A 16,064-nucleotide genomic window follows, 5' to 3' on the forward strand; every position below is an offset into this window, starting at 1 on the left:
CAGACACACCGGAGGGCACCGCGTGGAACCGCAACGGGGCTGGGCACGACGACTGGCCGGGTACGCCTGGCGCTACCCGAAGGACGTCGTCCTCGCTCTCGGCTCCTCCCTCGGCGGCATGGCCGTCATGGCGCTCGTCCCCCTGGTCACCAAGGTGATCATCGACGACGTCATCGGCGATCACACCAGGGACATGGCGCCCTGGGCCGGTGCCCTGATCGTCGCGGCGCTCCTCGTCTACGTCTTCACCTACGTCCGCCGCTACTACGGCGGACGTCTCGCCCTCGACGTCCAGCACGACCTGCGCACGGAGATGTTCGGCACGATCACCCGCCTCGACGGCCGCCGCCAGGACGAGCTGTCCACCGGCCAGGTCGTCGGCCGGGCCACCAGCGACCTCCAGCTGATCCAGGGCCTGCTCTTCATGCTGCCCATGACGATCGGCAACGTCGCCCTCTTCGTGATCTCCCTGGTCGTGATGGCCTGGCTGTCGATCCCGCTCACCCTGGTCGCCCTGGCGGTGGCCCCGGCCCTGTGGTGGATCGCGAAGCGCTCCCGCTCCAAGCTGCACCCCGCCACCTGGTACGCCCAGGCCCAGGCCGCCGCCGTCGCGGGCGTGGTCGACGGCGCGGTCAGCGGCGTCCGCGTGGTGAAGGGATTCGGCCAGGAGGACCAGGAGACCGGCAAGCTGCGGGAGGTCGGCCGCCGCCTGTACGCGGGCCGGCTGCGCACGATCCGCTTCAACTCGAAGTACACCCCGGCCCTCCAGGCCGTCCCCGCCCTCGGCCAGGTCGCGATGCTGGCCGTCGGCGGCTGGCTCGCCGTCCGCGGTCACATCACGCTGGGCACCTTCGTCGCCTTCTCCACCTACCTCGCCCAGCTCGTCGGCCCGGTCCGCATGCTCGCCTTGGTCCTCACGGTCGGCCAGCAGGCCCGCGCCGGCACCGAGCGCGTCCTGGAGCTGATCGACACCGAGCCGTACCTGAAGGACGGCACCAAGGAGCTGCCCGCCGACGCGCCGGCCACCGTCGAGTTCGACGACGTGTCCTTCGGTTACGACCACGAGCGCCCGGTTCTCGACGGGCTCAGCTTCGAGATCCGTGCCGGCGAGACCCTCGCGGTCGTCGGCTCCTCCGGCTCGGGCAAGTCCACGGTCTCGCTCCTGCTCCCGCGCTTCTACGACGTCACCCACGGGGCCGTCCTCATCGGCGGCCACGACGTCCGCGAGCTCACCCTGGACTCCCTGCGGGCCGCGATCGGCCTGGTCCCCGAGGACTCCTTCCTGTTCTCGGACACGGTCCGCAACAACATCGCCTACGGCCGCCCCGACGCCACGTGGGAGGAGGTCGAGAAGGCCGCCCGCGCCGCCCAGGCGGACCGTTTCATCGCCGAGCTCCCCGAGGGCTACGACACCAAGGTCGGCGAGCACGGCCTCACCCTCTCCGGCGGCCAGCGCCAGCGCGTCGCGCTCGCCCGGGCGATCCTCACCGATCCGCGCCTGCTCGTCCTGGACGACGCCACCTCCGCCGTGGACGCGCAGGTCGAGCACGAGATCCACGAGGCCCTGAAGCAGGTCATGGAGGGCCGCACGACCCTCCTCATCGCCCACCGCCGCTCCACCCTGAACCTGGCCGACCGCATCGCCGTCCTGGACGACGGCCGCCTCGCCGACGTGGGCACCCACGAGGAGCTGGAGCAGCGCTCCGCCCTCTACCGCCGGCTGCTCACCGACCCCGACGGCCTCGGCGGCGTCTCCCCGGGCCACGCCCGGCCGGCCGCCGTACAGGAGGACACCTCCGTACGCGACGAGCTGGACGCCGAGTTCGACGCCGAGCGCGGAGTCACCCCCCGCCTGTGGACCGGCGACCGCGAGCGCAAGGACACAGCTTTGGCCGGCACCCCGGCCACTCCCGAACTCCTCGCCGAGGTCGACGCGTTGCCCCCGGCGACGGACGCCCCGGACATCGACGAGGCACGCGCGGTCACGCCCGAGGAGTCGTACGGCCTGCGGCGGCTGCTGCGCGGCTTCGGACGCCCGCTGCTGATCAGCCTGGGCCTGGTCGCCGTGGACGCCGGCATGGGCCTGCTGCTGCCGGTGATGATCCGGCACGGCATCGACGACGGTGTCTCGCGGATGGCCATGGGAGCGGTCTGGACGGCGACCCTGCTCGCCCTGCTCTCGGTCCTCGTCCAGTGGACGGCCCAGATCGGCGAGACCCGGATGACCGGACGCACCGGTGAACGGGTCCTGTACTCCCTGCGCCTGAAGATCTTCGCCCAGCTGCAGCGGCTCGGACTCGACTACTACGAACGGGAGCTGACGGGCCGGATCATGACGAGGATGACGACGGACGTCGACGCCCTCTCCAGCTTCCTGCAGACCGGCCTGGTCACGGCGTTCGTCTCGGTCGTCACCTTCTTCGGCATCATGGGCGCCCTGCTGGTGCTCGACGTACAGCTGGCGCTGGTCGTCTTCGCGACGCTGCCGCCGCTGATCATCGCCACGTACTTCTTCCGCAAGGCGAGCGTGAAGGCGTACGAACTCGCCCGGGAACGCGTCTCGCTGGTCAACGCCGACCTCCAGGAGTCGGTGTCGGGGCTGCGGATCGTGCAGGCGTTCCGGCGGGAGCGGGACGGCGGGGCGCTGTTCGCCGAGCGCAGCGACAGCTACCGCCAGGCCCGCATCCGGGGCCAGTGGCTGATCTCGATCTACTTCCCCTTCGTGCAGCTGCTGTCGTCGGTCGCCGCGGCCGCCGTGCTGATCGCGGGCGCGGGCCGGGTGGAAGCGGCGACCCTGACGACCGGCGCGCTGGTCGCCTACCTCCTCTACATCGACCTGTTCTTCGCCCCGGTCCAGCAGCTCTCCCAGGTCTTCGACGGCTACCAGCAGGCGACCGTCTCTTTGGGCCGCATCCAGGAACTGCTCCAGGAGCCGACGTCCACGAAGGCGGCCGAAGAGCCCCTGGAGGTCCTCTCCCTGCGCGGCGAAGTCGCCTTCGAGAACGTGCACTTCGCGTACGGGGACGACGAGGAGGCCCTCGGCGGCATCGACCTGAAGATCCCCGCCGGCCAGACGGTCGCGTTCGTCGGCGAAACGGGCGCGGGCAAGTCCACCGTGGTCAAGCTGGTGGCCCGGTTCTACGACCCGACGGGCGGCCGGGTCACCGTCGACGGCACCGACCTGCGCGCCCTGGACCTGACCTCCTACCGCCACCGCCTCGGCGTGGTCCCGCAGGAGGCGTACCTCTTCCAGGGCACGATCCGGGACGCCATCGCCTACGGCCGCCCCGACGCCACCGACGCCGAGGTCGAGGCCGCGGCCCGCGCGGTCGGCGCCCACGAGATGATCGCCACACTGGAGGGCGGCTACCTCCACGAGGTCGCCGAGCGGGGCCGCAACCTCTCGGCGGGCCAACGCCAGCTGATCGCGCTGGCCCGCGCCGAGCTGGTCGACCCCGACATCCTGCTCCTGGACGAGGCCACGGCATCCCTGGACCTCGCCACCGAGGCCCAGGTCAACCAGGCCACCGACCGTCTCGCGGGCCGTCGTACGACGCTCGTCGTGGCCCACCGCCTGACCACGGCGGCCCGCGCCGACCGGGTCGTGGTCATGGCCCACGGCCGCGTCGTCGAGGACGGCACCCACGAGGAACTGCTCGCCCTGGAGGGGCGGTACGCCGAGTTGTGGCGGACGTTCGTAGGGGAGCCGGTCGAGGTGTCCCGCTGACGGTCGTGCAACCGTCCGACATACGTTGTGCGTCCGTACACCTGTACGCCTGAAAGCTGCGGGAGGGACGGCAGTGAAGAGTGGAGCGATACGGCGGTTGGCGGAGGGGCTGGCCGTGATGGCGGTGGCCGGGATGCTCGCGGTCGCCGCGCCGGGGCACGCGCATGCCGCGGCCACGTCGTGCGAGGGACGCAAGGTCAGGTCGTTTCCGTTCTCCACCGGCACGGTGGAGATCTACAAGCGGCGCGGCTACGTGTGCGCGGTCACGCTTCCCAAGCGCCCCGGGGTCCGGCAGTACATGAAGGTGAGCCTGCGGGCGTACGGGCTGCGTCCGGTCCAGGACGCGGGCCGGTACAAGTACCGGGCCGGCCCCGTCACCGTGCACGCCGGGCAGCGGAAGGTGTGGGTGAAGGGCCAGGTCGGCCGGGGCACCTACGACTCGGACGGCTGGATCCGCCTCTGAGGCACAGGTTTCTCACAGGGTTTTCCCCATCAAGACGCCATCTCCCCTGGTGCCGACCGGACTTGCCCCGCTAGCGTCCGGCGGACATCTGTACTTACAGGGGAGGGTGCATGCGCAAGGCGCTCAGATGGCTTCTCACGCTGGTCGTGCTCATAGGCACGGTCGGCACGGCAGGCGCGGCCACCGCCGCGGAGCCGGAGGCCCACGGCACCGGTGCCACCACCGACATCAAGGATCAGCTCCTCGCCGTCCCGGGGATGAGCCTGATCGAGGAGAAGCCGTACACCGGTTACCGCTTCTTCGTGCTCAACTACACCCAGCCGGTCGACCACCGGCACCCGTCCAAGGGCACGTTCCAGCAGCGGATCACCGTGCTGCACAAGGACGTCAGCCGGCCGACGGTGTTCTACACCGGCGGCTACAACGTCTCCACCACGCCCCGCCGCAGTGAGCCGACCCAGATCGTGGACGGCAACCAGGTCTCCATGGAGTACCGCTTCTTCACGCCCTCCCGGCCCGCCCCGGCGGACTGGACCAAGCTGGACATCTGGCAGGCAGCCAGCGACCAGCACCGCATCTTCACGGCGCTGAAGAAGATCTACTCGAAGAACTGGATCTCCACGGGCGGCTCCAAGGGCGGCATGACGGCCACCTACTACGAGCGCTTCTACCCGCGCGACATGGACGGTGTCGTCGCCTACGTCGCCCCCAACGACGTGGTCAACAACGAGGACTCGGCCTACGACCGCTTCTTCGCGAAGGTCGGCACCGAGGAGTGCCGCGACCGGCTGAACGCGGTGCAGCGCGAGGCCCTGGTCCGGCGCGAGCCCCTGGAGAAGAAGTACGCCGAGTACGCGACGGCCGAGGGCCTCACCTTCACCACCGTCGGCAGCCTCGACAAGGCCTACGAGGCCGTCGTCCTCGACTACGTCTGGGGCTTCTGGCAGTACAACCTGCTCGCCAACTGCGGTGACGACGCACTGATCCCGCCGAACGCGAAGACCGCGACCGACGACCAGATCTGGAACTCCATCGACACCATCTCCGGCTTCTCCGCCTACGCCGACCAGGGCCTGGCGACGTACACGCCGTACTACTACCAGGCGGCCACCCAGCTCGGCGCGCCGACGATCAAGTTCCCGCACATCGAGAAGAAGTACATCCGCTACGGCTACCAGCCGCCGCGCAACTTCGTCCCGCGGGACATCCCGACCAAGTTCCAGCCGTACGCGATGCGGGACGTGGACACCTGGGTGCGGAACAACGCCCGCCACATGCTCTACGTCTACGGCCAGAACGACCCGTGGGGCGCGGAGCGGTTCCGCGTCGACAAGGGGGCGAAGGACGCGTACGTGTTCACCGCGCCCGGTATGAACCACGGGGCGAACGTCGCCGGTCTGGTCGCCGACCAGAAGGCGTTCGCCACGGCCAGGATCCTGGCCTGGGCGGGCGTCCCGGCCACGGCCGTGACCGAGGCGAAGCCGCTCGCGAAGTTCGACAGGAAGCTGGACGTACGGGACGTGGAGCGCGAGCCCACCCTGCGTCCGTAGTCCGCTCGCCGCGCCCGGCCGGGCTCACAACGGCCGGGCGCAGCCCACCGGCTGAGGACCGCCGAGCTGGACGTACAGGGCCGTCGACAGCGGGCACCGAGCCCGCTCGGCGACCGCCTTCACCACCTTGTACTGCGGTTTCCGCGCGCCCCGCCCGTCGCACGCGGTCTCCCTGACCTGACCGCTGCCCGAGCCGTAGACACAGTCGCCGACGATGGTCCGCGGGCCGCCCCCGCCGCCGGGGTCACCGGGATGCGGTGGCTGCAGGTTGCGCATGCAGGCGTATCCCTGGGGCACCGCCCCGTCGCCGTCCTCGTCGGAGATCCGGCTCTGCTCACTGATGTGCAGCACGAAGTCGGTGGTCGCCGGGCACGGCGGCCCGCCGGCCGTGGTGCCGTCGTGCCGGGCCACGACCCGTGCCGCCGCCCGCTCGCTGGTGCAGGGCACCTCGGTGAAGCTGGTCTTGCCGAAGGAACTGCACTCGTCGACCGCGAGGAACACCGCGCCGAACCCGGAGGTCCGGGTGGCGGACGGCGAGACGGAGGCCGGGACACTGGAGTGCTCGTCGCTCTCGCCGCCGGCCGCCGACTGGGTGCACCCCGTGAGCAGGGCGGCGAGCAGAGCCGCCAGTACGTACACCACCCCCGGGAAAAACCTGTCGCGCATCACAATCCCCCCGCACTACCCCCACCGCCCAGCGTGACCGTCGCGGCGGGGCCACGCCAGGGATGTGGGGTCCTTTGCGCCTTTCGGGGGTGATGTACGAGTTGCGAGTCGTACGGGAACTACGCCCCGCGCGCTATCGCCCGTACGACAGCCCGTACCCGACCGGGTACAGCACCTTGGCGGGGTCGTCCGCCCGCTGCACCGGCACCGGCAGCCTCCCTCGCGGTGCCGCCCTCCCGGCGATCACCCGCGCGGCCGCCCGCAGTTCGACGTCGGTCCAGGAGTAGGTCGCCAGGTAGGCCGGCACGGCGGGCAGTTGGGCCACGTCGTAGGGATTGCGGATCGCGATCGCCACGACCGGCCTCCCGGTCGCCACGAGCTGCTCGACGAGCGTCTTCTGGGCGGCCGTGATGTTGTACGTCCCCACGATCACCGTGTCCGCGTCCTGTGCCGCGGCGACGGCCCGGGCCACGACGGCCGCCGTGGGTGCCGTACCGGTCGACAGGGCGGTGGCCGTGAAGCCCAGTTCGGTGAGGGCGGCGGCGAGGACGCCGGTGGGCGGGCCCGTCGTACCCGACGGAGAGGCGGGGTCGGCGCCCACGACGAGCAGCCTGCGGTGGGTGCGGCGGGACAGGGGCAGCAGCCGCCGCTCGTTGACCAGCAGGGTCGTCGTGCGCTCGGCGATCCGGTCGGCCGCGGCGAGGTGGGCCGGGGTGCCGACGGTCCGGGTGACACCGCCCTGGCTGACGTACGGCTCCTCGAACAGCCTCCGCCGGGCCTTGAGCCGCAGGATCCGCAGGACCGACTCGTCCAGCCGTGCCTCGGTGAGCTCGCCGTCCCGTACGGCCCTCAGGACGGCGTTCCATGCCACGTCCAGGGAGGGCGGGTTGAGGAGCTGGTCGACACCGGCCTTGAGGGCGAGGACGGGGACGCGGTCGTCGCCGTACTTCGTGCGGACGCCCTCCATGCCGAGGGAGTCCGTCACCACGACCCCGTCGTAGCCGAGTTCGCCGCGCAGGATGCCGGTCAGGATCGGGCGGGAGAGGGTGGCCGGGTCGCCGGAGGCGTCGAGGGCCGGGAACTGGATGTGCGCGGTCATGATCGAGTCGATGCCGGCGCGGATCGCGGCCCGGAAGGGCACGGCGTCGAGCTTCTCCCACAGCTCCCGGCTGTGGGTGATGACCGGGAAGCCGTAGTGACTGTCGACCGCGGTGTCCCCGTGCCCAGGGAAGTGCTTGGCGGTGGCGGCGACCCCGGCACCCTGGTAGCCGGCGACCTCGGCGGCCACGAGCCCGGCGACTGCCTGAGGATCGGCGCCGAAGGAGCGCACGCCGATGACCGGGTTGGCCGGGTTGACGTTGACGTCGGCGACGGGGGAGTAGTTCTGCCGGATGCCGATGGCGCGCAGTTCCTGCCCCGCGATCCGGCCGAGGGTGCGGGCGTCCTTCCGCGATCCACCCCCACCCATCGCCATCGCGCCCGGGAAGAGGGTCGCGGGCTCACCGACCCGGCAGACGATCCCGTGCTCCTGGTCGGTCGAGATGAGGACCGGCAGTCCGCGCGGCTGTCGCAGTGACGCCTGCTGGATGCCGTTGGACAGATCGGCGATCTGGTGCGGATCGCGGGTGTTGTGCGCCCAGGTGAAGTAGATGATCCCGCCCACCCGGTACCGGGCGATCATCTCGGCGGCCGTACGGACGCCGATCTCCTTGAGGTTGGCGTCGATGTCGGCCTGGTCGGGGGCGGTGGCGGAGTGGCCGTAGACCCGCATCACGAAGAGCTGGCCGACCTTCTCCTCGAGCGTCATACGGGAGACGAGGGAGCGGAGCCTGCTGTCGCGCTGCTGGTCGTCCGCGTGGGCGGTCCCGCTGACGGCGAGGGCCGCGGTGACGCCTGCCGTCGCGGCGAGGACGGTACGTCTGGAGGGCACGTGCGCTCCTTCCGGAGGTGATCCGCTGAAGGAAACTTCCGAGAAGTCACCAATAACCGGGAAGTTTCTGCCAGTCAAGGGAGTGCACAGTAACCAGGGAGGGGCCGCCATCGGCGCAGTTGGAGGGGGGCGCGCCGATGACGGCGTGCTGCCGGCCGCAGTACGGAGGAGAGGGTTGGTCAGCGTTCGCAGCCAGCAGCGAGGCCGACGCCGTACCGCGGTGACTCTCCGGCAGCTTGCGGGTTGGACGAGCGGGGGCGGGGCGGGGTTCCCGGCTGGGGCCCGATTGCCCCAAGTTGGGGAGGGCGGGGCCAACGGGATGGATGAGTCGGCATATTGGGCCGCCCGCGCCCCGGCGTAGGGTCGGTGCATGAGCCAGTTGCTGCCGCTCCTGACCGTCCTCGCCGGTCTTGCCGTGACCCTGGCCCTCTTCGCCCTGCTGGCCCGCCACGTCCGGCGCCGCGGGACGGCGGGCGGGGCCCTCCGCGGGGCGATGGCGGCGCACGACGAGGCGTTCCACGGGACGGCTGCCGACTCGTACTACGAGCTCCAGGTCCAGACGGACCGCCGGGCGCCGCTGCCGGACGACCGGTGGAGGCGGGGGCCGCGCTCCGGGCGGCGCGTCTGAACGGGTCCATCTCGTGGACGTGCCCGCGTCGGAGGCGGTCCTGCGGCGATCATGAGAGCATGCCCGTCGACACGCCCGCCCCGCAGTCCCTGTCCCTCCCCGGGTCCAAGTCCATCACCGCCCGCGCCCTCTTCCTGGCCGCAGCGGCCGACGGCGTGACGACCCTCGTACGCCCCCTGCGCTCGGACGACACGGAGGGCTTCGCCGAGGGCCTGGTACGGCTCGGCTACCGGGTGGGCCGTACACCGGACGTGTGGCAGGTGGACGGCCGCCCGCAGGGGCCGGCGGCCGCCGAGGCGGACGTGTACTGCCGGGACGGCGCGACGACCGCCCGTTTCCTGCCCACCCTGGCCGCGGCCGGCCACGGCACGTACCGCTTCGACGCCTCGCCCCAGATGCGCAGGCGTCCCCTGCTGCCGCTGTCGCGTGCGCTGCGCGACCTGGGCGTGGACCTGCGGCACGAGGAGGCGGAGGGACACCATCCGCTGACGGTGCGGGCGGCGGGCGTGGAGGGCGGCGAGGTGACGCTGGACGCCGGCCAGTCCTCCCAGTACCTCACCGCGCTCCTGCTGTTGGGCCCGCTGACCCGCCGGGGTCTGCGCATCCGCGTCACGGACCTGGTGTCGGCGCCGTACGTCGAGATCACCCTCGCGATGATGCGGGCGTTCGGGGCGGAGGTGACGAGGGAGGACGAGGTCTTCGTGGTCCCGCCGGGCGGCTACCGCGCCACGACCTACGCGATCGAGCCCGACGCGTCCACGGCGAGCTACTTCTTCGCGGCGGCGGCGGTGACCCCGGGCGCCGAGGTGACGGTTCCGGGCCTGGGCACGGGCGCGCTCCAGGGCGACCTCGGCTTCGTGGACGTACTGCGGCGGATGGGCGCCGAGGTGTCCGTCCGCGCCGACGCCACCACGGTCCGGGGCACCGGCGAACTGCGCGGCCTGACGGTCAACATGCGGGACATCTCGGACACGATGCCGACGCTCGCGGCGATCGCCCCCTTCGCCTCGTCCCCCGTTCGCATCGAGGACGTGGCCAACACGCGGGTGAAGGAGTGCGACCGTCTGGAGGCCTGCGCGGAGAACCTGCGGCGGCTGGGCGTACATGTCTCGACGGGCCCGGACTGGATCGAGATCCACCCCGGGACCGCTGCGCCGGCCGACACCCGCATCACGACGTACGGCGACCACCGCATCGCCATGTCCTTCGCGGTCACCGGCCTTCGGGTACCGGGAATCTCGTTCGACGACCCGGGATGCGTACGGAAGACTTTCCCCGGTTTCCACGAGGCGTTCGCCGAACTGCGCAGGGGCATGGGGAGGTGAACGGGCGTTGAGTCTCCACCTGGAAGGACCGGTCCTGGCAGGCGAGTTGGTGCGCCTGGAACCGCTGGACCACGGACACACGGCCGACCTGGCCGCGGCGGCGGAGGAGAACCGCGGCACGTACGCGTTCACCTGGGTGCCGAGGGCCGACGAGGTCGGTGACTACGTCGAGGCGCAGCTCGCGCGGGCGGCGTCGGGACGGCTGGCGCCGTACGCGCAGGTGTCGGTGGTCTCCGGGCGGGCGGTGGGGGCCACGTCGTTCTGGGAACCGCGGTGCTGGCTCTCGGACGACCGGCTCGACGCCGTGGAGGTCGGTTTCACCTGGCTGGCGGGCTCGGCCCAGGGCACCGGCATCAACGCCGAGGCCAAGCTGCTGCTCTTCCGGCACGCCTTCGAGACGTGGGGCGTCTCCCGCGTCGACCTGAAGACCGACGCCCGCAACGCACGCTCCCGCGCCGCGATCGAAAGCGTCGGCGCCCGCTTCGAGGGCATCCTGCGCAACTGGTCCCGCTCCTGGGCGCCGGGTGAGGACGGCCGGCTCCGCGACTCGGCGATCTTCTCGATCACGGCGGAGGAGTGGCCGGGGTGCCGGGCGCGGTTGGAGGAGCGGGTGGCGGGGTTTGTGGGGCGGCGGGGGTAGTTGAGGTCCCTGGGGTGCCGGTCGAGTGGTGGGAGCTGTTCCAGCGAAACGAGCCCCGCGTGACGCCCCGGGCCGTGACCGTCCGCCCGCGCCCGAAGCCCCGGGCAGACACCGGTAACCGGGCCGCCCCCCCGGCGTCCCCGGCCAGTCGGGGCGACGGGGTCGGCAGACTCAACTGCCGGGGACCGGACCCCGCCACCCGGCCCGGCCGGGGTTCACTTGCTGGAGATGCTCCACTTGCCGTCGCCGTCGCCGTCGCCGTCGCCGTCGCCGTCAGCGGCGTTGCGGAGAGCGGCCCACGGGGCGTCGTCGAGCTTGAAGGCGCCGTAGAGGTAGGCGGAGACGGCGTCGGCGACGAGGGCGACGCGAGCCGGGTCCTCGTCGGCGCTCGGCGGTGAACGCGCGCTTGCCGGCCGCGGTCCCCGTCGTGGCCGATGGGGCGCCGGTGGAGTGGGGACCTGCGTCGGTGCGGGGTGTCGCGGTTTCCCACGAAATCCGGTGGAGTCTCAGCGGCCGGAAGTGGTTGGGTCCTGCTCAATGCTTCGCTGACACGGCCCGGCACAGTGCGAGGCGCAAGGTCCGAATCGCAGGGCGGTCCAGCCCGCGCGTCGTCGAGTGATGGAGGTTGTCGCGGTGGCTGGTTATGGGGCGCTTTCCGACGTATACGAGTGGCTGATCGGGGACGACAGGTTGACCCCCGCCAAGGCAGCCGCGGTGTACTACAGCGATGTCGTGGGCTCTCTGCCGCCCAACGCACGCGTCCTCGACTGCGCGTGTGGAACCGGCCAGCTCGCCGTCGGTCTCGCGAGTCTTGGCCTTGACGTGGTCGCCGCAGACGCCAGTGATGGGATGGTTCGCCGGACCGAGAAGGTCGCCGACGAGCAGGGTGTCTCGCTTCGAGCCCTCCGCGCGAGTTGGGACGAGCTGCCCGACCACCTGGAGGACTCCACGTTCGATCTGGTGTTCTGCGTCGGCAATTCGCTCGGGCACGCCAAGGGAGCAGCCGGGCGCCTGACCGCACTGGAAGCGATGTCGCGGCTGCTGAATCCGGGCGGACGCCTTGTGCTCCACTCACGCAACTGGGAGCTCGTGCGCTCCGCCGGCTCACGGGTAGACGTCCGCGATCGACTCATCCGCCGCAACGACCGCGATGCGCTCGTCACCTACTACTGGCAGATCGAGCAGCGCTGGGAGCAGGAACACTTCCTCGAGATCGTGGTCGCCCAGATCGAGCCGGATGGGGCAGTGCGAGCCTGCTCGGAGCGGTTGTCCATCTGGCCCTACCGGTACGAGGACCTCGTGGCGCAGTTGCGGAGCGTCGGGCTCACGGTGCAGTCCACCACCTTCGACCCCGAGAGTGATGGATACCTGGTGGTCGCCAGCCGCGACTAGGCGCGAGGCACGTCTGAGTCACAGCACTGGAGGCCGATTCGACACAAGGCAGCCGAAGGGTTGCGGAGTCCGGGTGAGACGGCAACTGGAGTACGCACGGGTTGCCGGGTGGAGACCAGGAGCGCGTCCGCATCGCGTCCCGGCGGAGGTCTTCTGCCGCGTCGTCGATTATCAGACCGAAGGGCGCATGTGCGGGCACGTAAGCCCTTCACGGGTTGTTCCGGAGTCATTAAGCTGACATGAAGTAATCAGTCGAATCCTTAGCGTAATCGGGCAGCGGGTCGGCGTTCGTACCCCTCTCCTGTCCCTGAGCAGGCGGTCAGGGAGCCCGTTCCCGGACAACGAGCTGCTCCCCCGGGACCAACCTCCTTGAAATCTCCACTGCGATCGCTCTGATCGCCTCTCCTCAGGGCCGGCTACCCGGCTCCGGTGTTCCGCTGCTCCCAGATCAGCAGCCCGCGTCGACATGCAAGCGACGGAGACCATCATGGCCACCAGCTACTGGTTCAACGTCCTGGACTACGGTGCGACCGCCAACGGCGTCACCGACGACACCACCGCAATCCAGTCCGCGATCAATGCGGTGCCCTCCTCCGGCGGAACCGTCGTTTTCCCGGCGGGCACCTACAAGATCTCCTCCGCTTTGGTGACCCGCTCCAACCTGATCCTCCAAGGCGTCAGCGACGGCTCGGCGGTGATCTCCCAGAGCAGCACCACGGCCCACGGCCTCACCGGCTCGGACATCACCAGGCTGACCGTGCAGGACCTCACCGTCCAGGGACCGGGCAGTGGCAGCGGTAAAGGAATCCTGCTGACGCGATCGGCGAACCCCGCGACTGTCTCGCTGACCTTCTCGCGGATGACGGTGAAGTTCTTCGGCAACACCGGCATCGACCTGTCCAACCCGATCGTGTCCACGTTCACCGGAGTCACATCGGCCAACAACGGCAATCACGGCTGGGACATCCACGGTGTCTCCGGAGGCGCGGCAGGCACAAGTTGCTCATTCATCGCCTGCTACGCCGACATCATCACCAACGCCGGCTTCCGCCTGGACACGATGGCCTACTGCTCCTTCGTCGGCTGCGCAGCGGACCACTGCGGCATCGGCTACGAAGTGACCGGCATCGGAAGCCAGGGCATCAGCTTCACCGGATGCGGAGCCGAATCCGCAGTCAACCGCGGCACCGGATACAACGGCTACAGCTGGAAGATCAACGCGGCCATCGGCGTGGGCCTGTACAACCCCTTCACCTACAACAGCCCCAATGTCAGCATCTGGGTCACCGGCGGCGCCCGAGCGGTCAGCATCCTCGGGTTCGCCGAGAACACACCTACCGGCACGGCGGTCAACTCGGTCAAAGTCGACTCCGGCTGCTCGGCCACCCTCGGCGACTTCAGCAACGTGGAACCCCTGTCGCTGGCGGGAAGTACCAACATCATCAACGACACCGCCGGTGGCACCGTCGCCGCCGGGTTCGTCTATGGCGCGGACTCCGCCTACTACGAGGGCACCGTCTCCTCCGGCACCGCCCCGACCTCGGTCGACCATCTGACCCGCAAGGACTACGTCGACGCCAAGGTCAATCCCGCCCCCGTCACCCTCACTGACGCCCCCACCATCGCCACCAACGCGGCCCTGGGCGACCTCTTCCGCGTCACCCTGCAAGGCAACAGGACCCTGGGCACACCGACCAATCCCACCAATGGCCAGCGCGTGACCTGGGAACTCATCCAGGACGCGACCGGAAACCGCACCCTCACCCTCAGTTCGGCTTTCGTCCGGGGCGCCACCATCCCCACCGTCACCCTTACGACCACGGCCAACAAACGGGACTTCCTCACCGCGATCTACAACGCCACCACGAACAAGTGGTACGTACTCGACTTCGTCAAGGGATTCTGACCGACAGGGGCCGGGGCGAGGCTCGACCGCAGTGATCCACTTGCCGGGATGCCCTGACCGGGGAGAATCGGTCGTAGGGCACCACCGTCATTTCCCGGCAGACAGAGCCGGGCGACGGGCTGGATCAGGCCCTGGAGCAGCGGCCGCCCGCGGCGCTCCGACGAAGACAGTGCCCTCTCATCGACACCGGGAATTTCGTCCGCCGACCTCGCTGTCGCTCAAGCAACCCGGCGCCCTTCGGGAACAGGAACCCGAGCCTCCTGTCGCAGGCTGGTCGCGGAAGAAGTCCGGCCGACCGATGGGCGCTATCGGAAGCCGAGGTGTCATTGGTGGGCCGGCCGAGGCGGGGGACGACACGCAAGGAGGTTTGGGGGCCTGCGTTCGTACGTCAGCGCAGAGATCTGACCTCCAAGGGGCGGACCCTGCCTGGGCACATACCCGACCTTCGCCGCGCCGGTCCTGGACGGATCGTCGTGCTGGTGCCCGCGCACGACGAAGAAGCGCTCATCGCCGAGACCCTCCAGTCGCTCGCGGCACAGACCAGACCCGCGGACGAGGTCATCGTCGTCGCCGACCGGTGCACCGACCGCACCGCTCAGATCAGCACGGCCCACGGCGCGCGGGTCGTTGAATCGGTCGGGAACACGCAAGCCAAGGCCGGTGCACTCAACCAGGTTCTGGGCGAATTGCTGCCGCGGCTGTCCGACGACGACACCGTCGTGGTCATGGACTCCGACACCTCGTTGTCCTCCGATTTCATCGCCAGGGCAGCCCGCCGCCTGCACGAGCAGGAACCCGGCCTCCCGCCCGTAGGGGGCGTGGGCGCCATCTTCTTCGGCTACCCCCTGCACGGTCTGGTCTGCCACTTCCAGGACAACGAGTACGTGCGCTACGCACGTGAACTCCATCGCCGACGGGGCCGCGCCGACGTCCTGACCGGCACAGCCTCCCTCTACCCGGCCAAAGCCCTGCGCCAGCTCCAGCGAGCCCGGGCAGAGAGCACCCTGCCGAGAGGAGACGGCGTCTACGACGTGGCGTCGCTGACGGAGGACAACGAACTGACCCTCGCACTCAAACACCTCGGGTACCGCTGCGTGTCCCCGTGTGCCTGCATCGTGGGCACCGAGCTCATGCCCACCTGGTCCCGGCTCTACTACCAGCGGCTGCGGTGGCAACGCGGCGCCCTGGACAACCTCAGGGCCTACGGCCTCACCCGCGTCACGCTGCCCTACCTATGCCGGCAGGCCCTCACCTATTTGAGCGTGGCCTTCGTCCCCTTCTTCCTCACCGTCCTGGGGTACTACACCGTCACCAAAGGGTTCCCCGGAGTGTCGTGGTTCTGGGCCGCGGTCACCAGCATCGCGGCCTTCGAACGCGTCTGGGCAGCCAAACGCGGCGGCTGGAAGGCCCTGCTGCTCGCCGTCCCAATCGTGCCGGAAGTACTGTTCGACCAATTCCTGAACGTGGTCTACGCCAAAGCGCTCATCGACATCCTGACCCGCTCCGACGCCACCTGGGAACAAGCACGCAGCCGTAAGAAACGCCTCCGGAAGCTGCTGGTCACCACCTGCGGACTGGTCCTGATGCTGGCCGGCGTAGTGGGCCTGGCCTTCGCCTGCATCGCGCTCGGTATCGCCTGGCACCTGATTGCCGTCTTCGTGCTCTGCGGTGTCGCCGCAGCACTCATCCGCCTCAGCCGCCTGTATCCCCTCGGACTGCTGTTGTCCCTGCCCGGCGGAGAACCGAAGCACGACGAGATGCCACCCTGGCGCCAACCAGGAACCCTGACACGCTGAGCGACTTGCTGTTCAGTTGGTGGGACTGAGGACTTCGGGAG

General features: G+C 70.1%; 11 protein-coding genes. 9 read left to right on the forward strand and 2 right to left on the reverse strand.

Going from position 1 to position 16,064, the window contains the following annotated elements:
• Positions 1-22 precede the first annotated feature (22 nt).
• The 3 genes from ACZ39I_RS00215 (at position 23) to ACZ39I_RS00225 (ending at position 5,740) form a co-directional block, all read left to right on the forward strand.
• Complete coding sequence (locus ACZ39I_RS00215; RefSeq protein ID WP_467241260.1) at positions 23-3,727, forward strand: ABC transporter ATP-binding protein; 3,705 nt, start codon at positions 23-25, stop codon at positions 3,725-3,727.
• A gap of 73 nt (positions 3,728-3,800) precedes the next feature.
• Positions 3,801-4,190 carry a hypothetical protein gene (locus ACZ39I_RS00220; RefSeq protein ID WP_467241262.1) on the forward strand — a complete coding sequence of 130 codons (390 nt, stop codon included), beginning with the start codon at positions 3,801-3,803 and terminating at the stop codon, positions 4,188-4,190.
• Between the two features lie 110 nt (positions 4,191-4,300).
• Positions 4,301-5,740, forward strand: coding sequence for a S28 family serine protease (locus ACZ39I_RS00225; RefSeq protein ID WP_467241264.1), 1,440 nt, complete (start codon positions 4,301-4,303; stop codon positions 5,738-5,740).
• Positions 5,741-5,764: 24 nt separating this feature from the next.
• On the opposite strand, the gene ACZ39I_RS00230 is transcribed toward ACZ39I_RS00225, so the two are convergent.
• Both ACZ39I_RS00230 and ACZ39I_RS00235 read right to left on the reverse strand, forming a co-directional pair.
• Positions 5,765-6,406, reverse strand: coding sequence for a hypothetical protein (locus ACZ39I_RS00230; protein ID WP_467241266.1), 642 nt, complete (start codon positions 6,404-6,406; stop codon positions 5,765-5,767).
• A 133-nt stretch (positions 6,407-6,539) separates the two neighbouring features.
• Positions 6,540-8,336, reverse strand: coding sequence for a glycoside hydrolase family 3 protein (locus tag ACZ39I_RS00235; RefSeq protein ID WP_467241268.1), 1,797 nt, complete (start codon positions 8,334-8,336; stop codon positions 6,540-6,542).
• A gap of 370 nt (positions 8,337-8,706) precedes the next feature.
• Between ACZ39I_RS00235 and ACZ39I_RS00240 the strand changes: the two genes are divergently transcribed.
• The 6 genes from ACZ39I_RS00240 (at position 8,707) to ACZ39I_RS00265 (ending at position 16,023) form a co-directional block, all read left to right on the forward strand.
• The gene (locus ACZ39I_RS00240; protein WP_467241270.1) at positions 8,707-8,964 is read left to right on the forward strand and encodes a hypothetical protein; all 258 of its coding nucleotides are present in this window, start codon (positions 8,707-8,709) and stop codon (positions 8,962-8,964) included.
• 59 nt (positions 8,965-9,023) lie between these two features.
• Positions 9,024-10,289, forward strand: a complete 1,266-nt coding sequence (gene aroA / locus ACZ39I_RS00245; protein WP_467241272.1) for a 3-phosphoshikimate 1-carboxyvinyltransferase — start codon at positions 9,024-9,026, stop codon at positions 10,287-10,289.
• 7 nt (positions 10,290-10,296) lie between these two features.
• The gene (locus ACZ39I_RS00250) at positions 10,297-10,929 is read left to right on the forward strand and encodes a GNAT family N-acetyltransferase (protein WP_467241273.1); all 633 of its coding nucleotides are present in this window, start codon (positions 10,297-10,299) and stop codon (positions 10,927-10,929) included.
• A gap of 618 nt (positions 10,930-11,547) precedes the next feature.
• Positions 11,548-12,321 carry a class I SAM-dependent methyltransferase gene (locus tag ACZ39I_RS00255; RefSeq protein WP_467241275.1) on the forward strand — a complete coding sequence of 258 codons (774 nt, stop codon included), beginning with the start codon at positions 11,548-11,550 and terminating at the stop codon, positions 12,319-12,321.
• Positions 12,322-12,808: 487 nt separating this feature from the next.
• The gene (locus ACZ39I_RS00260) at positions 12,809-14,227 is read left to right on the forward strand and encodes a glycosyl hydrolase family 28-related protein (protein ID WP_467241277.1); all 1,419 of its coding nucleotides are present in this window, start codon (positions 12,809-12,811) and stop codon (positions 14,225-14,227) included.
• Positions 14,228-14,556: 329 nt separating this feature from the next.
• A complete protein-coding gene (locus ACZ39I_RS00265; RefSeq protein WP_467241279.1) occupies positions 14,557-16,023 on the forward strand; it encodes a glycosyltransferase family 2 protein in 1,467 nt (488 codons plus the stop codon).
• Positions 16,024-16,064 lie beyond the last annotated feature (41 nt).

Source organism: Streptomyces sp. NPDC024687 (assembly GCF_055559055.1).

Bases quoted from the DNA above. Each gene is read 5' to 3' on its own strand.
- ACZ39I_RS00225 (WP_467241264.1), top strand. From the start codon at position 4,301: ATGCGCAAGGCGCTCAGATGGCTTCTCACGCTGGTCGTGCTCATAGGC.
- ACZ39I_RS00230 (WP_467241266.1), bottom strand. From the start codon at position 6,406: ATGCGCGACAGGTTTTTCCCGGGGGTGGTGTACGTACTGGCGGCTCTG.
- ACZ39I_RS00240 (WP_467241270.1), top strand. From the start codon at position 8,707: ATGAGCCAGTTGCTGCCGCTCCTGACCGTCCTCGCCGGTCTTGCCGTG.
- aroA (WP_467241272.1), top strand. From the start codon at position 9,024: ATGCCCGTCGACACGCCCGCCCCGCAGTCCCTGTCCCTCCCCGGGTCC.
- ACZ39I_RS00255 (WP_467241275.1), top strand. From the start codon at position 11,548: ATGGAGGTTGTCGCGGTGGCTGGTTATGGGGCGCTTTCCGACGTATAC.
- ACZ39I_RS00260 (WP_467241277.1), top strand. From the start codon at position 12,809: ATGGCCACCAGCTACTGGTTCAACGTCCTGGACTACGGTGCGACCGCC.